At 41.1% G+C, this 23207-nt stretch carries 19 protein-coding genes; 2 read left to right on the forward strand and 17 right to left on the reverse strand.

Translation table 11 applies throughout. The features are described from left to right. Window positions 1-6: 6 nt before the first annotated feature. On the reverse strand, window positions 7-888 hold the full coding sequence (gene ilvY, locus QQK09_RS02200; RefSeq protein ID WP_284202473.1) for an HTH-type transcriptional activator IlvY: 882 nt from the start codon (window positions 886-888) through the stop codon (window positions 7-9). Continuing rightward, entirely contained in the window at window positions 878-1753 is an 876-nt protein-coding gene (locus QQK09_RS02205; RefSeq protein WP_284202474.1) for a sulfurtransferase, read from the reverse strand. Before QQK09_RS02205 ends, ilvY begins: the two co-directional genes overlap by 11 nt. 176 nt (window positions 1754-1929) lie before the next feature. Between QQK09_RS02205 and ilvC the strand changes: the two genes are divergently transcribed. Next, complete coding sequence (gene ilvC / locus QQK09_RS02210) at window positions 1930-3411, forward strand: ketol-acid reductoisomerase (RefSeq protein ID WP_284202475.1); 1482 nt, start codon at window positions 1930-1932, stop codon at window positions 3409-3411. Between the two features lie 121 nt (window positions 3412-3532). Here ilvC and QQK09_RS02215 read toward each other — a convergent pair whose 3' ends face one another. The 6 genes from QQK09_RS02215 to QQK09_RS02240 form a co-directional block, all read right to left on the reverse strand. Next, a complete protein-coding gene (locus QQK09_RS02215) occupies window positions 3533-3727 on the reverse strand; it encodes a hypothetical protein (protein WP_284202476.1) in 195 nt (64 codons plus the stop codon). Window positions 3728-3993: 266 nt separating this feature from the next. Further along, window positions 3994-4170 (reverse strand): hypothetical protein, encoded by a 177-nt coding sequence (locus QQK09_RS02220; RefSeq protein WP_284202477.1) that lies wholly within the window; start codon window positions 4168-4170, stop codon window positions 3994-3996. A gap of 309 nt (window positions 4171-4479) precedes the next feature. Further along, window positions 4480-5958, reverse strand: a complete 1479-nt coding sequence (locus tag QQK09_RS02225) for a HAMP domain-containing sensor histidine kinase (protein ID WP_284202478.1) — start codon at window positions 5956-5958, stop codon at window positions 4480-4482. Further along, window positions 5958-6695, reverse strand: a complete 738-nt coding sequence (locus tag QQK09_RS02230; protein WP_284202479.1) for a response regulator transcription factor — start codon at window positions 6693-6695, stop codon at window positions 5958-5960. Before QQK09_RS02230 ends, QQK09_RS02225 begins: the two co-directional genes overlap by 1 nt. A gap of 63 nt (window positions 6696-6758) precedes the next feature. Beyond that, window positions 6759-7454 carry a spondin domain-containing protein gene (locus QQK09_RS02235; RefSeq protein WP_284202480.1) on the reverse strand — a complete coding sequence of 232 codons (696 nt, stop codon included), beginning with the start codon at window positions 7452-7454 and terminating at the stop codon, window positions 6759-6761. A gap of 10 nt (window positions 7455-7464) precedes the next feature. After that, window positions 7465-8166 (reverse strand): spondin domain-containing protein, encoded by a 702-nt coding sequence (locus QQK09_RS02240; RefSeq protein WP_284202481.1) that lies wholly within the window; start codon window positions 8164-8166, stop codon window positions 7465-7467. 208 nt (window positions 8167-8374) lie between these two features. Between QQK09_RS02240 and tcdA the strand changes: the two genes are divergently transcribed. Further along, window positions 8375-9178 carry a tRNA cyclic N6-threonylcarbamoyladenosine(37) synthase TcdA gene (tcdA, locus tag QQK09_RS02245; RefSeq protein WP_284202482.1) on the forward strand — a complete coding sequence of 268 codons (804 nt, stop codon included), beginning with the start codon at window positions 8375-8377 and terminating at the stop codon, window positions 9176-9178. A gap of 140 nt (window positions 9179-9318) precedes the next feature. Here the strand turns inward: tcdA and QQK09_RS02250 are convergent, their stop codons facing one another. The 9 genes from QQK09_RS02250 to QQK09_RS02290 all read right to left on the reverse strand — a co-directional run bounded on the left by QQK09_RS02250 (window position 9319) and on the right by QQK09_RS02290 (window position 23131). Beyond that, window positions 9319-10731 (reverse strand): phosphoglucomutase/phosphomannomutase family protein, encoded by a 1413-nt coding sequence (locus tag QQK09_RS02250; protein ID WP_284202483.1) that lies wholly within the window; start codon window positions 10729-10731, stop codon window positions 9319-9321. A gap of 142 nt (window positions 10732-10873) precedes the next feature. After that, window positions 10874-13279 (reverse strand): glycoside hydrolase family 94 protein, encoded by a 2406-nt coding sequence (locus tag QQK09_RS02255; RefSeq protein ID WP_284202484.1) that lies wholly within the window; start codon window positions 13277-13279, stop codon window positions 10874-10876. Between the two features lie 119 nt (window positions 13280-13398). Then, window positions 13399-15324, reverse strand: a complete 1926-nt coding sequence (locus QQK09_RS02260; RefSeq protein ID WP_284202485.1) for a beta-N-acetylhexosaminidase — start codon at window positions 15322-15324, stop codon at window positions 13399-13401. Further along, complete coding sequence (locus tag QQK09_RS02265) at window positions 15325-17055, reverse strand: glycoside hydrolase family 9 protein (RefSeq protein ID WP_284202486.1); 1731 nt, start codon at window positions 17053-17055, stop codon at window positions 15325-15327. It lies immediately after the preceding gene. Window positions 17056-17136: 81 nt separating this feature from the next. Further along, window positions 17137-18132 (reverse strand): ABC transporter ATP-binding protein, encoded by a 996-nt coding sequence (locus QQK09_RS02270; protein ID WP_284202487.1) that lies wholly within the window; start codon window positions 18130-18132, stop codon window positions 17137-17139. A gap of 60 nt (window positions 18133-18192) precedes the next feature. Continuing rightward, window positions 18193-19206 carry an ABC transporter ATP-binding protein gene (locus tag QQK09_RS02275; RefSeq protein WP_284202488.1) on the reverse strand — a complete coding sequence of 338 codons (1014 nt, stop codon included), beginning with the start codon at window positions 19204-19206 and terminating at the stop codon, window positions 18193-18195. Continuing rightward, window positions 19206-20252, reverse strand: a complete 1047-nt coding sequence (locus QQK09_RS02280; RefSeq protein WP_284202489.1) for an ABC transporter permease — start codon at window positions 20250-20252, stop codon at window positions 19206-19208. The genes QQK09_RS02275 and QQK09_RS02280 overlap by 1 nt, the downstream gene beginning before the upstream one ends. A gap of 4 nt (window positions 20253-20256) precedes the next feature. Beyond that, window positions 20257-21240: an ABC transporter permease gene (locus QQK09_RS02285; RefSeq protein ID WP_284202490.1), complete on the reverse strand. Its 984-nt coding sequence runs from the start codon at window positions 21238-21240 to the stop codon at window positions 20257-20259. A 220-nt stretch (window positions 21241-21460) separates the two neighbouring features. Beyond that, a complete protein-coding gene (locus QQK09_RS02290; protein ID WP_284202491.1) occupies window positions 21461-23131 on the reverse strand; it encodes an ABC transporter substrate-binding protein in 1671 nt (556 codons plus the stop codon). Window positions 23132-23207: the final 76 nt, after the last annotated feature.

Genomic DNA, 23207 nt, shown 5'->3' on the forward strand with positions numbered 1-23207 from the left:
TGATGATTATGTTTCAACACAACTTATAAAGGCATTGATTAATGGCTCTTGTAATCGTTTTTTATTACAACATACGCCCAGATCAAATGACTGGATCGATGACTCACTGACTAAGCTTTTTACCCTTTCTCGAACGGGGCTCGTCTCGATCACTACATTAGGGGCAATACCAACACCACAGCCTAGCGCAACCATGCTCAGCAGAGCCTCATGGCCTGCTACCGTTGCATAGATATGCGGCTTACCGACCTTAAACTTACGGAACCAATTATCAAATCGTCGTCTAACCGCGCCATGTTCTGGCAATATAAAAGGGATATGTTTCCAATCAATATTAGTCTGGTTTACTAAAGGAGTGAGTGCACAGGTAATTGTAGGTGCAATAATCGAAAGTGGAATTTCTGCCATCTTTTTAAAATGCAGACCAACAGGAAAATTATCAGGATAGGCAGTGATCGCAAAATCCACTTGCTCTTGTAATACTTGGTCTACGGCAACCGCGCTATCCCCTGTATTTAGTTTGATCTCTATTTTAGGATGCAAACGTCTGAATCGGTCTAAAATAGGAGGTAAGTGGCTATAAGCGGCTGTTACCGAACAATAAATATTGACCTGTCCTTCAAGCTCATTATTTGACGCTTTTAATTCCAACTTTAAGCGTTGCCACTGCTCTATTTGCTGCTGTGCATATAAACGAAATAGGTTACCCGCACTGGTAAGCGTAACCGAACGGTTATCACGTACTAGAAGCGCACTACCTAGCTCATCTTCAAGTCTCTGTATGCAACGGCTTAAGGTTGATGGGCTAACATGCATGGCCTGTGCTGTTTTACCAAAATGTAAGCTTTGGCTAAGGTGTAAAAACAGCTGTAGCGATTTAATATCCATCAACACGCTCAGCTGTTGTTATAGGTAGTTGTTCACTTGCCCCCCACTCTGTCCACGAACCATCATAAACACAGAGGTTTTGATAACCGCACAGTGTTGCCCCTAATGCTAAGACACAAGCTGTCACTCCAGATCCACAACTAAAAATAGCCTGTTGTTGCTTATCTAATCGCGCGGTATAAAGTGCACTTAATTGTTCAATATCGCGCATTTTTCCATTATCAATTAAAGCACTAAAAGGCAGGCTTTTAGCATTTGGCATATGCCCACTACGCAGATCTGCACGTGGCTCTGGCACTTTGCCCAAAAAACGATCTTCAGCACGAGCATCGAGTACCTGGGAGCCTTCATCACCAATCGCAGTTAATACCGTTCCACTATCACAAATGAGATGGGCTTGATATTGCGCGATAAAATCCCCCTGTTTAAGCGCACTGTCTGGGTTACCTTTGGCGGTATCAAAACCAGCATCTATCCAGCTATTCAACCCGCCGTCTAATACCGCAATATTATTAAAGCCCATGCTTTTAAACATCCACCAGACACGTGGACTTGAAAAAATGCCCAAGCGGTCAAAAACGACTAACGTGCTGTTGTTGTTAATCCCTAATGCGCGCACTGATTTTTCAAAGAGTGCGGCACTTGGCATCATATGAGGCAAGTCACTCGTTGTTTCACAGATAGTTTTATCAAAATCAAAATATTGTGCCCCGGGGATGGTTTGTTCAAGCCATTCCGCTTTACCATCACGCTTTAAGATCGGCATAAACCAACTCGCATCCAGTAATAAGAGGGAAGGATGATTGATATTATTATGCAACCATTGCACTGAGACCAAGTCGCTAGGAACTGTTAATGAAGCCACTAAAATATCCTTTTTCTAGAGATTGAAAATTGAGTTGCAAATCACGTTTCACATTCTGCAACATAGTGTTGCTAATATATCATTTTGCGCAACATAAGTAGTACGTTATAGTCCGTTTTGTAAATAATTAATAACATTAATTATCCCCTAATTTATGAAAATGGAGCATCATCAACATGGCTAACTACTTTAATACACTTCCACTAAGTGAAAAACTAAACCAACTAGGTCAATGTCGTTTTATGGATCGCAGCGAATTCGCTGAAGGTTCTGAAGCATTAAAAGGCAAAAAAGTAGTTATCATCGGTTGTGGTGCACAGGGCCTAAACCAAGGTCTAAACATGCGTGATTCAGGTCTTGACGTTTCTTACACACTACGTGCTGCAGCAATTGCTGAAAAACGTCAGTCTTGGAAAAATGCAACTGAAAACGGTTTTACTGTTGGTACATACGAAGAGCTAATCCCAGAAGCTGACCTTCTATGTAACCTGACTCCTGACAAACAGCATACTGCTGTAGTTGGCGCGGTTATGCCTCTTATGAAAGAAGGCGCTACATTAGCTTACTCTCACGGTTTCAACATCGTTGAAGAAGGTATGCAAGTTCGTGAAGATATCACAGTAATTATGTGTGCTCCTAAATGTCCTGGTTCTGAAGTACGTGAAGAATACAAACGTGGTTTCGGTGTTCCAACACTAATCGCTGTTCACCCAGCAAACGATCCACAAGGCCACGGTCTTGCATGGGCTAAAGCATACGCATCTGCAACAGGCGGCGATCGTGCTGGTGTTCTTATGTCTTCTTTTGTTGCTGAAGTTAAATCTGACTTGATGGGCGAGCAAACTATCCTTTGTGGTATGTTACAAACTGGCGCAATCTTAGGTTACGAAAAAATGGTTGCTGATGGTCTTGAGCCAGCATACGCTTCTAAACTAATTCAATACGGTTGGGAAACAGTAACAGAAGGTCTTAAATACGGCGGCATCACTAACATGATGGATCGTCTATCTAACCCAGCTAAAATCAAAGCGTTTGATATGTCTTTAGAACTTAAAGATATCCTACGTCCGCTATTCAACAAACACATGGATGACATCATTGAAGGTGAATTCTCTGCAACGATGATGGCTGACTGGGCTAACGATGACGTTAATCTTCTTAAATGGCGCGCGGCAACTGCTGAAACAGGTTTCGAAAAACAACCTGCTGGCGACATGGAAATTGATGAGCAAGAATTCTATGACCACGGTATCTTCTTAGTAGCAATGATCAAAGCGGGTGTTGAACTTGCATTTGAAGCAATGACTGCATCAGGTATCATCGATGAGTCTGCATACTACGAGTCGTTACATGAAACGCCGTTAATCGCTAACACAATCGCACGTAAGAAACTTTACGAAATGAATGTTGTTATCTCTGATACTGCTGAATACGGTTGTTACCTGTTCGACCACGCTGCTAAACCACTACTTGCAGATTTCGTTAAAGCATTAAGCCCACAGTACCTAGGTTCTGCGCTTGAAGTTAAATCTAATTCTGTAGATAACGCACGCTTAATCGAAGTAAACGAAGAAATTCGTAACCACCCAGTAGAAATCGTAGGTAAAAAACTACGTGGCTACATGAAAGATATGAAAACTATCGTTTCTGCTTCTTAAGTAAAAACGGACTGTTAGCCTAAGAACGTAAAAGCCAAGCATTTGCTTGGCTTTTTTGTGCGTATTAAAAAAGACTCAATACGTTTAAAACTAAAATTATCGACGCTATACAGCCATCCTATTAACGCTTTCTATTGTTAGGCTCAGGGATAATAATGTGTCTATCCGAGCAAGGTTTGTTACACGCTGCGTAGCCAGCTTGTTCTGGTAAGACTTTTTTATCATGATGCTTATTACCATTATTTGCACTGACAGGCGTGATTAGAATTAATGAAGCAAATAAGGCGCTAGTCAATAAACCCATTGATTTTTTCATTTTGTTCTCCTTATGCTGATGCAATATTGCATCCAGTGATGAACCACTTAATCGATAACACTCATATTTCAAAAATAGCAAAATTTACCTGTTCAATTAATAACACTAATTATTGCCTAATAAATTAAGTAGTTTGATAGAAAGTATAAGAGCGATTTTTCAGCCTTAAATAGAAGCGAATAAACGTAAAGGCGAGAAAAAAGATGAAAAGCCAAGTATCTGCTTGGCTTTTATATGCTCGTTTGATTTAGAGCTTTAAACTAATATTAACGATGCCCATTACACTGAAGAATAGCTGTTGGATCATCCGAATAGATTTGATCACATGCAGCATAGATCGGTTGCTGTGGTAATAACTGCTCGCTAGTACTTGCGCTTACAGGTGCGACAAGAAGTGATGAGGCAAATAACACACTGCTTAGTAAACCCATTATTTTTTTCATTTTTGTCTCTCCTTTGAGAATGATTAAAATGCTATCAACTCTTTCATACGTACAACAAGACCGATCTAGATCACATTAAATTTCAAAGAAAATACAAATAAATTTTAAGTTTTTACTAAGCCTCTGATAAAAAAATACAATTAATTTTTACGTATACCGTGATTGCATTGACATAGTACCAAAGAACAAGGCTTCGCTTATGCAGCAAACTGATACTAGATAATCATGAAAGCAGTGCTGTAAACAAGTACATTAATATGAAATGAATTTAGAAAATATCACCACATAAGCAATAATGAACAACCTAAGTTAAGCGCTTTTATTGAGGTTAAAATAGAAAGCCGTTCCTTCGCCAAGGTGGCTTTCAACATGAATATCTGATTGCAATAATGCGAGCAATTTTTGCGTAATGGCGAGCCCTAAACCACCATGCTCTTTATTATCACAAATCGCATTACTGGCTCTATAACGCGCATCAAAAATATAGGGTAGCTCTTTTTCATGAATGCCCGTTCCATCATCTATCACCGCTAATTTAATTTCATTATTTTCTTTTTCAATGACTTCAATAGTAATATTACCACCGAGCTCGGTATGACGAATGGCATTATCAAGTAAGTTGCTCAGTACCCGTTCTAATTTTCCAATATCGGTATACACCATAAAGTCACAATGATTTGGTTTAATGTTTAATCGTATCTGTTTTGCCTGGCTCTGATGCTGAAATTTGGCGGCAATATCATGGAGCAGCTCAGCTAATGGAAAGCTTTCTAGATTTATCGTGACTTGTCCACCATCAAGGTGAGCGAGTTCAAATATCTGATCCACCAGCTTTTTTAGTTGATTGGCATTTTTAAATGCAATAGCGATAAAGCGTGTATGTTGCTCTTCACTTAATGTTTTCCCTTTCAATTGTATCGTTTCCAGATAGCCCTGCAGAGCAGCTAACGGCGTACGCAGATCATGTGAAAGGTCAGTGAGCATCTCGCGTCGAGTTTTATCATTGGCCTGCAGCTGTACAAATTGATAATTTATCTGTTCTGCCATCTCATTAAACGCCTGCCCCAATTCATGTACTTCGTTATGTTTAGCAGCGGGCCAACGCTGTAATAGCACTTTGTTTTTTTCAAACCCTGCTTGCTTAAAAGCACGAATATTAGCGGTTAATTTCTTTAGAGGTTGAGTAAGGAAGCGCAATAATGCTAATAGCACTAAGAAGAAAAAACTAACAACGCCGACTAAAAAAGCGATCGATTGTGAAAAGTGCTGTGTAGATTTCACATCAGAAAAAATAGAGTCATAGATCTCGCCGCCAATAATAATATACAGATAGCCCTGTAAGTTTTCGCCATTATAGATAGGCGCAGCAGAAAATATTTTTTGCTGGTTATTATTACGTGGATCATCGCCATAAATGGGTAAGGCCTTTTTGGCATTAATAAAATCAACCAACGGGGCAACATTAACCTTTTGACGCTTCACCTTTTCAGGTTCGGCTGAATAACTAATAATATCGCCACTTGGTGCAACAAAATAAAATTCAAAACTTGGACCTAAAATCATCAGGCTATGAAAAAGGTTTTTGAGTGCTTGCTGGTCGTAAACCCCCTCTTTGAGCAACGGATTATCCTGCCCAAGGTGTTCTGCCAGTTTGATATGTAAACGCTGTTCCGCTTCATGGCGAGCAGTCACTTCAAGTCGTTCAGACCACCATGAAAAACTATAAGCCGTGGCGATAAAAAACAGGACGAGGACTAATGTGATTTTTTGATACAGGGATATTTTCATTAAATGACACCTTCAGGACTAAATTTATAACCCACACCAAAAACGGTTTGAATAATACCGGGTAGTGAGCTGTCACACAGTTCCTCTTGACCGACTACAAGCTTATTGCGTAGGCGGTTTATATGAGAATTAACGGTATGTTCATAACCGCTATGTTGATAACCCCAGACTTTATCGAGTAGCTGAGCGCGAGAAAAAACTTGGTTGGGGTGTTGTGCCATAAAACGCAGTAGATCAAATTCAGTCGAGGTAAGTTCCAGACTTTGCTTTCTTAATATTACTTCATGAGTACGTTGATTTATCATTAATTGCCCGTGGCAAATACTGCTATTTTCAGCACTACTATCTTTTAATTGACTCTCCTGTAATAGATGAACTCTCCTTAAAAGTGCATGCACACGTGCTTGTAATTCACGCACACTAAAAGGTTTAGTCATATAGTCATCTGCACCTAACTCTAATCCGACAACGCGGTCAATTTCTGATGTTCGCGAAGTCAGCATTAAGATAGCTTGTGCTTGCTTAACCTCCCTCACTTTACGACAGACATCTAATCCACTGCAGCCGGGTAATGTGATATCCAGGATGAGTAGTGAAAAATCATTTGCCAAGGCTTGAACGATGGCATCTTCACCATTGTCACAAAGCGTAACTTGCATCCCTAAATCGGTCATATGTACTTTGATCAATTCAGCAATATCTTGGTCATCTTCAACAATTAAAATACTATCTGACATCCTCTATCTCTCTAATAAAAAGGAGACCTATCTGCTTTGAATAAGCAGTTAGGCCCCAATGATTTATTTAATACGAGTGATAGTAACGGCCATGACCGGGTTATCGAACTTATGTTCAAAATTCAATACCGAGCCGACTAAACCATCATCGCTGCTAATGATACCGCTGTGCATAGTGACAATATTCAGATCATCACGGGAAGCATTAAATCCCTCCCCTCCATCTGCAGGCCCTGGAATAGTACCAGCAGCTTCAGAATTACCTTCTGTACCCGCATCATAGGCACCAGGGCTATATTGTAATGATTGATTCACAGCTAATTGACTAATATCTACTTTATTAAGACCGGAGAAAGCGTCATTTGTATTCACCAACATGGTAACTAATGATAAATAGTTACTTTCCGTCTCAGTAGAGATGGTCACAGTCGCACTCTGCCCGTAGGGTAATACCGCACCATTAGTTTCAGCACCAAGCACAAAACTACTACTCATCAATGTACTGTTATCGCCTGATTCAGCAAGACTCTCTAATGCATCTGACGCGCTATCACCAATATTCCAGACATCCCCCGTATCATGAAGCAACACAGTAAGTGGCGAAAATGGTTGAGCATTGGTTAAATTACTAACTGTGACTTGATACTCCAATGCGCTGTCTGCTTCAGAGGTCAATGCTGAGCTTTCATTATTATCATCACATGCAACCAGTGATATTGCGCCAAATACGACAATGGCAAGCTTTGTATATTTAAGCATTTGAGGCTCCTTATTGAACAACAACAGTCAATTTTGCAACAGGGTTCAACCAACGATGTACACGGCTATCTAGGTCACTTGCGCCCGCACTCGCATCGGTATCACCTAATACACCACGGTGAATATGGATATTAGTATTGCTTTGTGCATCGCTCACACCTGTACCATTGCTGCCTGCATCACCACCCGGCGCAGCAGGAATACCAAGTGTTCCTGGTGCGCCAGAGCCTGTAAGCACTAACTCGTTATTCGCTTCTGTTCCTGCATCATAAGCATTAAGATAAACAGTATATGTGCCAGCCTCAGAAGGTATTTTCCAGCTATCTAAACCAACAAAACCATCATTGGTTGGTAGCATCATTGCTGCAACAGAAAGGTAATCATTACCGCTGCTATTAGTGAGATTAAAACTGGTCATTTGCGCCGCAGCTAATAATCCTGAAGCAGGATTTTCTATGACATCAGCGCCTGCATTACTGAGTAAAATACTCATATCAGCAATACTCCCACCTTCAGCAAGCGCCGTTAATTCTGCACTTGCTGTTTCTGCAACATGGAATATCGCCGCGTTCATATCATGAGATGCGGCAATAACAGGCGTGAAGTGAATGCCTTGTGTGAGATTGGTTAACGTAACTGTTAAATCTTGCGCTTGGCTAGCTGCGCTGAATAAACCTAAAAAACCGGCTGCAATAAAATGTTTATGTGACATGACAAATTTCCTTTTGATCTGGTTGGGTAGTTTAGTAACGTGTTGATGAAAAGGAGTATGCAGGACAGATATCACGAAGTTATCACGCTACATTCACGATTTGGTGGTGAATTAATCTCTTTTTAACCGCAATGACATCTATCGCTTTTTTGCATATTAGCTAGCAGCGGGTATAATCCTGCCTTCAAAAATGATCTAGAGTTAAACTATGACTGAACAATACGAACAACGCTTTGGCGGTATTAAACGCTTATATGGCACAACGGCACTTGAACGATTTAAAAACAGTCATATATGTGTGATCGGCATTGGTGGTGTTGGTTCTTGGGTAGTGGAATCATTGGCTCGTTCAGGTATCGGTAAACTCACCTTAATCGATATGGACGACCTCTGTGTTACCAACATCAATCGTCAAGTACATGCGCTAACCGACTCCGTTGGTAAACAAAAAATAGAGGTGATGGCAGATCGTTGTAGACAAATTAATCCTGACATTGTTGTTAACTGTATTGATGATTTTATCGATAAGCAGAACTGCTTTGAATACCTTTCAAGTGATATGGATTATGTGTTTGATGCCATTGATAGCATTCATGCTAAAGTAGCGTTAGTCGCTCATTGTAAGCGTAATAAATACCCGTTACTGACTTGTGGTGGCGCAGGCGGACAGCTTGACCCAACCCAAATACAAGTAACCGATTTAGCCAAAACAATCCAAGATCCACTGGCAGCAAAAGTGCGTTCTGAATTACGTCGTCATTTCAATTTCAGTAAGAATGTAAAACGACGATTCCATATCGATTGTGTTTTCTCAACTGAGCAACTTAGTTACCCTGATCTGAATGGGGAAGTGTGTAAAGAGAAAGCAGAATCAGATGGCAATATGAAGATGGATTGTGCGAGTGGTTTTGGCGCATCCACCATGGTAACGGCAAGTTTTGCCTTTATTGGTGTCAGCTTTATGCTCAAAAAGATGCTTAAAAAGATGGATCGAGAGGAAGCAAAAAAATAGCATTAAGCTATCAGCTTGGTTTTGGTAGCGAATCACGCTAGCCGCGGTTTGAAGCGGATGTTTAAACTTCAGCTGCGAGCAAGTTTAAACATCATTAGCATTAAAAATCAGCTATCAGCTTAAAACTGATAGCTGTCTTATTAAAGCGCTAAAAACTGCTTCATTTGAACGACAATTCCTTCCGCAATGGTTTGATTTTCCATCTCAGAAAAAATACGCAATAAAGGCTCAGTACCAGAGAAACGGGCAATCATCCAACCACCGTTTTTAAAATAAACTTTAAGCCCATCAGCGTAACTTACCTTATCGATCTCATACTCAAATTCAGGCAGAGACTTCTCTACATAAATTTTATGGTAGATAACCGCTTTTTCTTCCGCTTTGAAGGTACAGTCGCCTTCAGCGGTATAGGTATAGCCATATTTTTCGTATATCTCTGTAAGTAACTCAGAAATTTTCTTACCGCTTACAGCAATCATCTCTACTAACAAGCTCGCTGCAAAGACACTGTCTTTACCTTTTATGTGACCACGAATCGTTAAACCACCTGAACTTTCACCACCAATTAATGAATCATCCGCTTCCATTTGTGAACTGATATGTTTGAAACCAACCGGTACTTCAAAGGATTTTTCACCATGATCCGCGGCTATTTTATCAAGAATATGTGTGGTTGCGATATTACGTACAATTGAACCTTTCTGTTTTTTATATTTGATCAGGTAATAATAAAGCAGGATAAGAATTTCATTAGGATGAACAAAGTTACCCTTTTCATCAATAATACCAATACGGTCTGCATCACCATCAGTACCAATACCAACATCGTAACCACCGTGCACAACAAGGTGCTTAAGTTGGTAAAGCGTCGCCGCAGAGGGAGAAGGCATTAAGCCACCAAAACAAGGGTTCTCGCCATCATTAATCACATCAACATCACAACGTCCGGTAATTAATACTGTTTGTAATGCATTTTTCGCCACGCCAAACATCGGGTCAATTAACACACGTAAACTCGCTTGCTTAATTGCTTCAACATCTAATAACGCCAATACTGAATCAACAAAGTCATTCATTGGATTGATAATCACAATCTTGCCCGCTTCAACGGCTTTATCAAAATCAAGCGCTTTAATGCTACCTGCTTTAATCTCAGGCATCTGCTGTTCTATTTTTTGAGTGATCAACTCATCCGCATCGCGGCCACCTTCAATAAACACTTTAATACCGTTGTAATCGTGCGGATTATGAGACGCGGTAATACAGGCAGAATAGATACACCCCATCTCTTTGGCTTTGTACATCACAATCGGAGTCGGTACAAAACGATCAATAAAACTCACCTTAATGCCGTTGGCCGCTAATACTTCAGCAAACCATTTTGATGCTTTATCAGACAGAAAACGACGGTCATAACCCACCACAAAACCTTTATCCTGCACATTTTCATTATTCATAATATTTGCGACAGATTGTGCTACTAAACAGACATTATCTTTAGTGAATTCATCACCAATAATTGCGCGCCAGCCACCTGTTCCGAACTTAACCATTTTTAATCTCCATATATTTTGAGTAATTTGTACTGACTATCTTCTACTGAAACAGGGAGCCGAAGCTCCCTTTATAAAATCAATCGCTATCCGTGTGGGTGTGGTTCAAGCACCCACACAGACAGCAATTAATTGTTACCTTTTACCCCATCACCACGATGACCTGGTTAACAGACCCTTCTGCTTGCGCAGTAATGGCACCATCAACAGCAACACCATTTAAAGTAATAGATTTGATGCCTTTACTGACATTATCTGGATTTTTAACTTCAATATTGAATTTAGCACCACGCCATTCGCGTTGAACTTCAAAGCCAGGCCAGTCCGTTGGAACACAGGGATCAATCACTAAACCATCAAAACTTAAACGCACGCCAAGAATAAAGTTAGTCACAGCAAAGTAAGCCCAACCAGATGTACCGGTTAACCATGGGTGGTTAGCACGGCCATGATCTTGGTGATCACGTCCATTAATAAACTGTACGTATGAGTAAGGTTCGGTCACACGTAAATCAATGTTTTCGTTTTGGTTATACGGGTTAAGTGCATCGTAGAATTTCATCGCTCGGTCGCCACGACCTAATTTTGCTTCAGCAACCCAAGCCCATGGGTTTGGATGTGAGAAAATCGCACCATTTTCTTTAATGCCCGGATATACACGAGTAACAAAACCGATGTCGTCATTAGGCGTTGTGAATGATGGCGAATTTAAGTGCAAACCGTAATCAGAGTACAAGTGCTCATCAACGCTATCCATTGCACGCTCACCACGCGCTTGTGAAACTGCGCCTGAAAGTACGGCTAAGGTATTCGACTCTAAGTGAATACGCCCTTCTGTTTGTTGTGCGGTACCAATTTTATCGCCATCTTTAGTCAGACCACGGATGTACCAACCACCCTCGTCATCCCAAAGTACTTCTTCACAGGCTTTTTGCACGCCTTCAGCCATTGCAGTATATTTAGCAACGTCATCTGTTTTACCTAAGTGTTTAGCAAGATCTAAGAACTCTTGAAGTGCCCAGTAATGCAGGAAAGAAACCATCGCAGACTCACCGCCGCCAAGATTTAGACAGTCATTCCAATCGGCACGTAAACCTTTACAAATACCCGTTTGACCTACGTATTTAGCAGAGAAATCTAACGCCGCTTTCATGTGGTCGTAGACAGATGCTTCTGTCCCATTAGCGTAAGGAATCACCTCATCAAAGAAACTCTCTTCACCTGATTCCATCACATACTTACAAATCGTAGGTACGATCCATAAATGATCGTCTGAACAAGTATCTTCAATGCCGTGAATTTTGTCATCGTCAGAAGGTGTTGGAACAACTGTTGGTGATTTAGACGGTACAACGTCTTTTTTATCTGGATCAAACCAATCTGGATCAAACAGGTGTAAACCGTAACCTTCTTTAACTTGACCACGTAATAAGTCAACTAAGCGCTTACGCGTCATTGTCGGATTTGAATGCGGCACAGAGATAGCATCTTGTGCAGTATCACGGTAACCAAGTCCAGTACGCCCTCCCACTTCGATGAACGAAGCAAAACGAGACCATACAACACAGGTTTCAGCTTGATATAACGTCCATGTATTGATCATTGAATCAAGGCCAGCATTAGGTGATTTAACCTGAAACTTGCTGCAACGCTCTTCCCAGTGATCAAGAATGCCTTGGAATGCAGCGTCAACATTTGCTATATCTTGGTATTTCTTGCGTAAACGATCGCCGTTGCCTTTACCTAGGCCTAATACAAATGCGAAACGTACTTTTTCGCCAGGCTGGATAACGAACTGCTTGTGTAAAGAACCACAGTGGTTATTACAGGTTTGTGCAGAGTTAGAGCATCGACCATTTTCCACAGCAATTGGATTTGCTTCATCGCGGTAACGACCTAAGAATGCATCACGTTGACCATCGTATGAATCTGGGTCAAAAGTAGATGCTAGGTAGTAATAACCTTCGAAATCATCGGTGTTGTAGTAAAGATCGTATTCTAATACGCCATCGTTGTATGAAGTACCCGCAGAGTACAAAGACATCTGGTGGTTTTGGTTATCTGATTCAATGTGTGAGAAAGAGAACTCAACAAATGAGAATGCAGAGATTGTACGTGGCTTATCGCCCGTATTTTCAATCGTAACATCCCAAACTTCTGCATCTTCGCCTTTTGGTACGAATAATGTTTTAGTTGCCGTGATACCGTTGTATTCACATTTGAATTTAGAGTAAGAAAGGCCATGGCGAACTTCGTAGTTCGCTTCCTCTAAACTTTTTGCAACAGGCTGCCATGAGATAGACCAGTAATCGCCCGTTTCATCATCTCGCAAATACACGTAATGCCCAGGACGGTCAAAGGCCCCGTTTGGACGGAATTTCGTAACACGATTATACTCTGGCGAGTTGTAGAAAGAATAACCACCAGCATTATGAGAGATAACGGTGCAAAATTTTTCAGTACCTAAATAGTTAGTCCATGGCGCAGGTGTATCTGGACGTGTAATTACGTACTCTCTGTTTGCATCGTCAAAAAAACCGTATTTCATTCTATTTCCTTACATTGTTATGAAACATTTTCATTAAAATTGAAGTGTTATGCCTTATTGAATGGCATGGTTTAAACAAACTTTATTGTTATTGCTAATTCTTTAAATTTTCGAATGTCTTAAAAATGACGATAATTGATTTTGTTACGTTTAAAGTATTGCTTTTGCCCTTCTAAACGCCCACAAAAATCATCCCAGTTTTTATCCTTAGCGGCTGACCACGATACCTCTGCATTAGCCAATAAACGCGGGAACAACATATGGTCGATACGATCTTGGTTTAACACCACTTCAGACCATAAAGCACACTGAACACCAAGAATATGCTGGCGTAATGGTGAGTCTTGATTTAGTGCCGCTAATGGTTCATATTGATAAGCAACCTGTAACGGTAATGCCCCCGCCCAATCTACCCCAGCTTCATCTGCGGCATAATCTTGCACAAGGTCGAAGTAGGTATATTTACTTGGCTGTAACAGCACATCATAACCATCCTGAACACACGCAAGGGCTGCTTCTTCGCTAATCCAAGAGCAGACCACGGTCTCTTTACTGACTTTGTCACCGAATTTAACTTCCTCCCAACCAAACATGCGTTTGCCATTGTGCTTTAAACGTTTTTCTACATGACGCAATAAATGACCTTGCAGTTCAACCTCATTTTCATAACCCTGTTCAGCCATTAATTGCTGACATTTAGCACTTTTTTCCCACACACCTTTTGGCACTTCATCAGCACCGATATGTACATAGGGCGCAGGAAACAGTGCACAGACTTCATCAATAACGGTATCTAAAAAATGATAAGTTCCCGCTAAAGCCGGTGATAACACATTATCTGTGTAAGCTTGAATACTGCGATATTGTGATCCATCATCAGGATCAACTAACAATTCAGGCAACGACTTAATCGCCGCGCGGCAATGCCCCGGAATATCAATTTCAGGCACAATCGTGATACCACGTTGGCTGGCATATTCAATCACCTCGTTAACCTCTTCCTGAGTATAAAAACCACCATACTTCTGAGTAAGATGTGAAAATTGAGGATCAAGTTGTGTACCAGGCCCACGCCATGCGCCAATCTCAGTTAATTGTGGGAAAGCATTAATTTCTAAACGCCAGCCTTCATCATCGGTAAAGTGCCAATGGAAGTGATTTAACTTGTAATGTGCCATCTGATTAATAAGACGTTTTACCGTCGCAATCGAGTGAAAGTGACGCGAGCAATCCAACATCAAACCACGGTAACCAAAACGAGGTTTATCGCTTATCTCAACACAACTTATTACGTATTGAGCCCCCTCACTTGTTTTAACCAGTTGCAACAGTGTCGCAGCGCCATGAATGAAACCAGAGGCAGTGGATGCTTTAAGGGTAACGCCTGAATCGTCCACGGTAAGTGCATACTCACCATCAGCAAGATCACTATCATCTAACAATCTTAAATTTGATTGTGCATTATTATCAGCCGTTAATTGGGTCGCATAACTAAGCTCACACATTAACCAATTAATGGCTGCTGTAGCGTGATCGTTTTGCGCTAATTGTGCACAAACGGAATAAGCGAGTTGGGCACTTATTACAAATTCACCATCATGCACTTTCAGAGAATTAACCTTGGGAATAACTGCAATATCAGCCGCTTCTGCTGTTATTTTGTCAATGGGCTGTTGCTCATCTAACTGCAATTTAATCTGCAAAATATCAGCATGATGTTGCGCAACGAAGTTATCGTCTGCAGCGCTTAAATAAGCTTCACGGATATCACATTCATAATTTGTCAGCGGTGCTGACTTTATATTGAAGGTTATCTGGTACATGCCTTGCCCTTCAATGCTTTCAGACTGTATAGGTTTTATTTTTGTGTAAGTACCTACTTGTAGCACACTGCCTTTGCTCAGTGTCTCAGGCTCTATAAAACGGGCAAAATCCAATGTTAATAACCAATCCTGAATAGGTGCATCGGTGAGGTTATTAAGAGTTAATTGCATTAAATTTTGCTGGCTATTTAACACAGTAAGTTGAAGCGAAATTTTATTCATTTAATTCTGCTCCGTACTATATTGGGTCATAATCGCAAGCAAGAACCAGCCGCCATGGGGAATCCATTGCTCACCCCAGCGCCAGTTTTGTTGCATATCGTCAGCTTGGTCAACAGGCTTAAAAGCGATGTCACTTTCATTATCAAAACCCGCTGTAATACCATTACAAATACCGCCTTTGGCATTAAAAAAACCAAGTTCTGGTAAATAATCAGGGTTGTTATAACCAGCCCCTTCTAACATGCACATATCATAAGGATTGAGACCTACAATCCAGTTCAGTGAGGACTGAGCATAACCTTCAAGTGAAGTGATTAATTTAGGATCGTTAAGATACTTTTTAGCTAACAGAGCCATCGTTGCTAATGAGCCTAAACGTGCATTTTCGCCCTGCCACCAATAGCCGCTTTCATTATCCTGACTGATAAAAAAGGCACTGCGTTTAGCTTCATTGACGCCTTTTACATATTGTCTTGGGTAAGCGAATGGATTAAACACTTCAGCGCTAATAGCCAGCTCAAATTGCAGTGCATTAGTGATCACCTGTTGTGTTTTTTGTTGATACTGCGATTCTGTTTCAATGTCTAAATATTGAAGCAATGCAATCACTGGTAGTCCCGCTTCAGCGCCATGAAAATATGGGCGAGAACCGTCACTATTTGCAGACCAGAAATTTTGTTGTGAATCATCTGATTGCTGGCGCAAGGTTAACTTTCCAGCCCAATTGCGTGCTTGCTGTAAATAGTTATCTTCAGACGTGGTTTTATAAAGCTCTACCGCTGCGATTAACGCGCAATACTCATCGATAATATTTTCTACAGCATCATCACAGTAACTTATGTTGCACTCAACAAGATGCCAATAGGCTTTTTCAGCCGTAGCTAAATACTGCGTTGCGCTGAATTCACCACCAATAGGTTGTCGAGATGCTGACGCTAATGCAGCAATAGCAATCCCCGCACCTTGGCGAAATGCCGCTTGGTAATCTGATGTTTTGTCACCGGATTGTTTTTCATAAGCACAGATTTCACGTTGCGTAGGGTCTTTGCTCCATTGATCAAAGACGGTCATGTAGAAATAGCCCTCTTCACTACACATACGCATCAGGAAATCAGCACCAAAAAGCGCTTCTTCTTTTAATCTTAAGGCTGAATACTGAGGAAAATCAGAACAGGTTGTTAATAGATCTAAGCCCTTCAACATATTCCATACAATCATCGGAATCTGTTGTGGGTTCATATAGTTTGCATAAGAGAGGTGACTAAAATATTTACTAACATCACCCGATGCATCATACCAACCACCCTGTACATCAACTTTTTTATCACTATTAAACAGGCTAGATTGCTTATCTTGCTGATCAAAAATACCGCTACAACGTTGGCCTTTAAAGTAATTCAACAGGTCTGAAAAACAATCTCTCATTAATAGCCCATCAGCTATTTCAAAAGGATGTGATTGTGCCTTATATTGCACGTCATTTTCGACATGTTCAACACGTAAGAAATAGCGACCGGCCGTTGTAAATTCAGAAAAATCAATGCTATAAAAAATGCCTAATGACCATTGGTCAACGCGCCCAGACAATAAAATGGGCAGGTGTTGTAATACTTCTCCGCTGATTACGGATACTAACTCTATGTAGGGTACGTTGAGGTGTGTCGTTGTTTGCAAGACAGCTTGCTTAGGTCCAACACGCTCATAACCGATATGATTGCTAAGTAATTTCACTTAATTCCTTAAAAATATCCCTGGCAATTCACCAGGGGATATTTACAGACCACTCACAGGAGAGTTGAGTGGCACATGCACCTACTGATCGTGTAAATGACAACGAACAAAATGGTTATCAGCTAATTTAGTCACGCCCGGCAACTCATCACTACAACGAGGCGTAGCATGCAAACAACGGCCAGCAAATGGGCAACCAAGAGAGTCTGGTGTCCAAAGTGGAATATCACCGTTATTGCCTTCAAGTTTGGTGTGAATCGATTTACTTGGATCTGGCACAGCCGAGACTAATAGCTTGGTATATGGATGTTGTGGTCGATGAATAATCTCATCGGTATCGCCCCATTCAACCATGTGACCGACATACATTACGCATAGGTCTTCAGCAATATAACGCGCTGTTGCAATATCATGGGTGATGTAAAGCAATGACATTTCACGCTCAGTTTTCATCTCTTCCATCAGGTTTAAAACACCTGCTCGAATAGAAACGTCTAACATTGATGTTGGTTCATCCGCTAATACGACTTCAGCGCCTACTGCGATATTACGCGCTAAATTTACGCGTTGACGCTGACCTCCAGATAACTGATGCGGGTACTTAGCAGCCGTTTCTTTAGGTGGAATCAGACCCACTTGCTCAAGCAAGTCATACACCCTTTCTTCAAGCTCTTTTTTATTGCCCGGTGTTACTTTTTTATGGATTTTTAACGGACGCGCAATATGATGAAAGATATTATGCGTTGGATTTAAAGAACCAAACGGGTCTTGCCATACCATCTGCACACCTTCACGGTATTTCATTAGGTCAGAATGTTTCTTAATGCTTTGAATATCACGACCGCGGTATAAAATTTCACCACTGGTCGGCGCGTACATTTTAGCGATCATTTTCGCGATAGTTGATTTACCAGAACCAGACTCGCCCACGACTGCCATACCACGACTTTTATACATTTTGAACGACACATCATTTGATGCGCGCATCATTGGTTGCTTTAAAGCATTACTACTGACTTTGAAATCTTTAACAATATTCTTGCCTTCAATCAGTAACTCACCATATTTTTCATTCATAATTTTTTCCTTCTAAATCTAACTGTGCCTGCCGCTTAAGTAACAGGCATAAATGCGTCGTTATGCAGTTTCTAGCTCAACGAACTTAATCGCTTCACCTGCAACGGCTAAATGACAGTTAGACATATGATTAGCTTCAATTTGACGTAATGGGTTAGCCGTCGTGCGACATACTTCTTCAACACGCGGACAACGCGCCTGAAAACGACACCCTGTTGGAATATCTAACAGGTTAAGTGGATTACCAGGAATACCAATTAATGCCGCTTTAGGCCCTGTTAACGATGGGAAAGAACTGCCTAAACCATGCGTATAGGGGTGGTACGGATTTTTAAGAATATCCTGTGCACTCGCCACTTCAATTAATTGTCCTGAGTACATGATGCCGATGCGATCCGAGAACTCGACCATTAACGACAAATCATGGGTGATGAACAAAATAGAGAAACCAAACTCTTCTTTTAACGCATAGATTTTTTGTAAAATCTCACGTTGCACAACAACATCTAACGCCGTAGTTGGTTCATCCATAATGATCAATTTGGGATTAAGCGCTAATGCAATCGCGATCACTAAACGTTGGCGCATACCACCAGAGAACTGATGTGGGTAATCCGATAAACGGTTAGGATGAATATCAACAATTTGCAATAACTGCTCAGCACGTTTCACCGCTTCATACTTGTTTTTATCGGTATGACGCATGATCACATCAGTAAACTGATCAACAATCGGGATAACTGGGTTTAATGCATTCATTGCACTTTGGAATACCATCGACATTTGGCTCCAACGAAATACCGTCATCTCACCGTCACTAAGCTGCATGATGTCATTCATTTTGCCGTTTTCATCAGCAAAATAAACTTCACCCGCGCTGATAAATGCAGGTGGCTTATGTAAACGCATTAAGGCAAATGCAATCGTTGATTTACCACAGCCAGACTCACCAGCTAGACCAAATACTTCGCCTTTACCGATATCAAAACTAACATCGTTTACAGCACGTACATCACCATCAGCAGTGATGTAATCAACACAAAGGTTGCGAATTGAAATTTGAGGAGTCGTCATTATCTTGCGTCCTTTGCTAAGTCTTGTTCACCCGGGAAATGCGGTACTTCTGCTTGAACATGTGCAGCACGTGCTTTTTTGTCCGCTTTTTGCATCTTCTCAAAACGTTTCATACCTGGGTTTGAACGTAGTTGTGGATTTGCAATTTCATCCACTGCAAAGTTAAGCATTGCAAGACCAATTGAAAGCGTAATCAATGCCCCACACGGTGCTAATAGTTCCCACCACGCTCCGACTAAAATTGAAGATGATGTTTGTACGTTATAAAGCATGATGCCCCAACTGATTGTGCCTGGGTCACCAAGACCTAAGAACGAGATAGTCGCTTCCATCATGATTGCGTACATCACAGAGCCGATGAAACTTGCACCCACGATTGAGACAAGGTTTGGTAAAATCTCAATGAAGATAATGCGCAAACGTGACTCACCTAATACTTCCGCTGCTTTTACAAACTCTTTTTCACTTAATGCCATTGTCTGCGCACGTATGACACGTGCCCCCCATGCCCAGGAAGTGAAACCGATAATTAAGGCAATGGTTAATGGCCCTGCCTCACCAATAAATGCAGCTAATACAAACAACAATGGATACTGCGGAATAACTAACATGACGTTCATCGCTGCAGATAAAATATCATCGACTCGCCCGCCAAAGTAACCCGCTGAAATACCGATAACCGTTGCTAAGAAACACACAACAATACCAGCACCAAAACCTACACCCAGAGAAACACGCGCACCGTATGCAAGTTGCGCCCAGATATCACGTCCCATACGTGTTGTACCTAAAACATGCTCTGCATCTTTTGACATCAACATCGTACGTTTGTCATCAGCTAAGTTTTCAGCAACCCAACCATCTGGATAAGCTTGTGCTATTTTCACAATAGGGCTTGGGTATTCGTGTGGTTTACCGGTACGCTTGTTAGGTACATGGTCAGTTAATAGCGGTGCAAATACCGCGACAAAAATAAACATAAATAAAATAACCGAACCAAACAGTGCCTTCGGGTTATTCATTAATAAATTAAAGATACCTTTCATGATTTTATGCTCCCTTACGTAGGCGAGGATCTAGCAATACATAAAGCATGTCGGCTAGTAAATTGAAGAACAGCATGAATAGCGTCATTACCAATAATTGACCTTGTAGTACTTGGTAATCACGTGCATTAATCGCATTAAGTAGCACCGTGCCAAGACCCGGGTAGTTAAAGATAATTTCGATAATCATCTGACCACCAATCGCCATCCCTAAAGACATTGAAAGAGCGGTAACACTTGGTAGCATTGCATTACGTGCTGCATAGTTAAATACCACACGGTTTTCGCTTAATCCCTTACCTTTGGCCATCGTGATGTAATCTTCGCCGAGTAAGTTGATCATGTTGTTACGCATTGCAATTAAGAAGCCACCGATTTGCACGATTGATGCACCGATTAGTGGTAACACGGCATGATAAGCAACATTTTTTAAGAATTCCCAGCTAGTCCAGTCAGGCGTTAACCCTGGCGAGTATGCGTAACCGGTTGGGAACCACTGCAAGCCCACCGCGAACACAAACATCAGCAGCATGGCGGTTACCACCTGCGGTACCGCTTGGAAGACCAACATCCCAGGGGAGATAATCGCATCGAATTTACTGCCACGTGTCCACGCCGCAAAAATACCTAATACAGAACCGAGTGTGAACGATAAAAGTACCGCGCTACCCGCTAAAAACAGTGACCAACCAACTGCATTACCTAATACCGTGTTTACTGATAATGGGTAGAACTGCACTGAGACACCTAAGTCCCAAGTTAATACGCTTTTAATGTACATACCAAACTGTACGATCAACGGACCATCAACGAAGCCCAATAGTTCTTTCATCGCTGCAATACGCTCAGGAGTAACCTGCACGGTTGCATTCGCGAACATCATGGTAACTGGGTCACCAGGCATCGCGCGCGGAATAATAAAGTTTAAGGTTGCCGCAAATAGCAACGCAATAAAGTAAAACGATAATCGTCTTAAGAAAAACCCCATAACTTACACCTTAATAATCCATCACTTTATTCGTACTGATTACGGAGTAATGGAATATGAATTACGACCTAATGAGTCATAACAATAATAATAAAAACCGGGAAGGAGAAAGGCGCAGCACTCTGTGCACAAACCTACAAATCACCAACAAATTAACAAACCCGTAACATAAAGACATTCAATTAAAAAAGGCACACAATGTGTGCCTTTCGAAAACCGCTTATTTAGCTGGTTTTAAGTCTAATACTTGGAGTAGACGCTCAGGAATGCCAGCCCAAATCATTGGGCGACCTTCTGGGTTTTTCTCATTCCACCAACCAGTGAAACGTCCTGTGTTGTATTGGAAACCGTACAGGCCAGACATAACAGGAATCGTTACTTGATTCTCCGCGATAATTGCTTGAATTTGATTAGCAATTTTCATCTGTTCTGCTTTATCAGCTGTTTTGTAGAAGCTACCTAATAACGAATCAACTTCCTCATTTTTCCAGTGATGCATTGCAAAACGTGGCGATGCAGAGTTTTGGAATTTAGAGTTATAACCGCTATCCCAGTATGTGTATGGGTCTGAACCGTGGAAGTAGTTTGTGTAAGCTACGTCGTAAGTCGCATCTTGCATCGCTTTGTTGTATACAGCGAAATCAGGTGTACGCGCTTTAGCTTGGATGCCGACTTCTTCTAGTTGTTCAACAGCAAGTTGTACCGTGTTGTTGAAATCAGACCAGCCGTTTGGAGATTGAATTTCAAGAACAAAAGACTTACCCGATGGCGTATCAACAAAACCATCATCATTTACGTCTTTGAAGCCTGCTTTAGCCAATAACGCTTTAGCACCATCGATGTTGTAAGTGTTGAATTTTTTGTATTTGTTATGAACCGCTTCATCCGACCAAGCTTCAAATGCGTAACCAAGACCCGATGCGAAGTCATTCGTTACACCTGCACCGTAAAATGCGATGTCGATAATTGTTTGACGGTCAATCGCCATTGAGAATGCACGACGGAAGTCAACGTTAGTTAACGCTTCGTTTTTCGCAGCATCCGGGTTGTTGAAGTTAACAACAAATGCTTGTGTACCCGCTGGCGTCATCCAGTATTTGTGGTTAGGGTTTTTAGACGCGTAGGTTTTATCAATATCTGGAATGAAAGATGAAGACCAATCGATTTCAGAATTAATTGCTTTAGCAAGGAACTGATCATTGTTCGCAATTTGTGGCATACGGATACAATCTACATTCAGATTCTCAGCATCCCAGTAAGTTGCTTCTGTACATTGAACATAGAGTGTCGGTGTGAATGTTTCAATCGCAGTGAACGGACCTGTACCGACTGGGTTTTCATTCATAAACTCTTCTGGCTTATCAACTTTTGACCAGATATGTTGTGGTACAACAGGTACTTTAACAATATCGTAAGGTGCGTTTGAATTTGCTTCAGTTAACGTAAACTCAACTTTATATTCATTGATTTTTTTAGCGGCTGTGACCACTTTGTTTGCACCTGTTTGATCAAGACCAGGCTTAGTTTTAAGAAGGTTGAATGTGTAAACAACATCATCTGCAGTGTATTTTTCACCATCAGACCATTTAACACCTTCACGGATATCAAATGTAACAGACATCAAGTCTTTTGACATTTCGAAACCTGTTGCTAGACGAAACACCGGAGTATTACCTTTCATTTCATTAAATACAGCCATTGGCTCGTAGATAAAGTCAGTGGTTGTACGTAGGTTCGTTGCTAAGAACGGGTTAAAGTTACGAATTAAAGTAGGGTAAAAATCAGGAACGATTGTTACTTCACTTTTTGCAACGGCAACCTGAGGTGCTAATGTCGCTGATGCGGCTAATACGAGGGCTGTTATTTTCGTTTTCTTAAAATTGGCAAACATTTAGTAATCCTTACTATTATTTTAACAATTAATATTTGTTATCTAACCCTGCTTATTCATAAACAGGAAGCCAGAA

This window comes from Psychromonas marina (genome assembly GCF_030161115.1).
GTDB classification, from domain to species: domain Bacteria; phylum Pseudomonadota; class Gammaproteobacteria; order Enterobacterales; family Psychromonadaceae; genus Psychromonas; species Psychromonas marina.

Bases quoted from the DNA above. Each gene is read 5' to 3' on its own strand.
- QQK09_RS02215 (WP_284202476.1), bottom strand. From the start codon at position 3,727: ATGAAAAAATCAATGGGTTTATTGACTAGCGCCTTATTTGCTTCATTA.
- QQK09_RS02255 (WP_284202484.1), bottom strand. From the start codon at position 13,279: ATGAAATACGGTTTTTTTGACGATGCAAACAGAGAGTACGTAATTACA.
- QQK09_RS02260 (WP_284202485.1), bottom strand. From the start codon at position 15,324: ATGAATAAAATTTCGCTTCAACTTACTGTGTTAAATAGCCAGCAAAAT.
- QQK09_RS02280 (WP_284202489.1), bottom strand. From the start codon at position 20,252: ATGAAAGGTATCTTTAATTTATTAATGAATAACCCGAAGGCACTGTTT.
- QQK09_RS02270 (WP_284202487.1), bottom strand. From the start codon at position 18,132: ATGAATGAAAAATATGGTGAGTTACTGATTGAAGGCAAGAATATTGTT.
- QQK09_RS02275 (WP_284202488.1), bottom strand. From the start codon at position 19,206: ATGACGACTCCTCAAATTTCAATTCGCAACCTTTGTGTTGATTACATC.
- QQK09_RS02290 (WP_284202491.1), bottom strand. From the start codon at position 23,131: ATGTTTGCCAATTTTAAGAAAACGAAAATAACAGCCCTCGTATTAGCC.
- QQK09_RS02285 (WP_284202490.1), bottom strand. From the start codon at position 21,240: ATGGGGTTTTTCTTAAGACGATTATCGTTTTACTTTATTGCGTTGCTA.
- ilvY (WP_284202473.1), bottom strand. From the start codon at position 888: ATGGATATTAAATCGCTACAGCTGTTTTTACACCTTAGCCAAAGCTTA.
- QQK09_RS02240 (WP_284202481.1), bottom strand. From the start codon at position 8,166: ATGTCACATAAACATTTTATTGCAGCCGGTTTTTTAGGTTTATTCAGC.
- QQK09_RS02235 (WP_284202480.1), bottom strand. From the start codon at position 7,454: ATGCTTAAATATACAAAGCTTGCCATTGTCGTATTTGGCGCAATATCA.
- QQK09_RS02250 (WP_284202483.1), bottom strand. From the start codon at position 10,731: ATGGTTAAGTTCGGAACAGGTGGCTGGCGCGCAATTATTGGTGATGAA.
- ilvC (WP_284202475.1), top strand. From the start codon at position 1,930: ATGGCTAACTACTTTAATACACTTCCACTAAGTGAAAAACTAAACCAA.
- QQK09_RS02225 (WP_284202478.1), bottom strand. From the start codon at position 5,958: ATGAAAATATCCCTGTATCAAAAAATCACATTAGTCCTCGTCCTGTTT.
- QQK09_RS02220 (WP_284202477.1), bottom strand. From the start codon at position 4,170: ATGAAAAAAATAATGGGTTTACTAAGCAGTGTGTTATTTGCCTCATCA.
- tcdA (WP_284202482.1), top strand. From the start codon at position 8,375: ATGACTGAACAATACGAACAACGCTTTGGCGGTATTAAACGCTTATAT.
- QQK09_RS02230 (WP_284202479.1), bottom strand. From the start codon at position 6,695: ATGTCAGATAGTATTTTAATTGTTGAAGATGACCAAGATATTGCTGAA.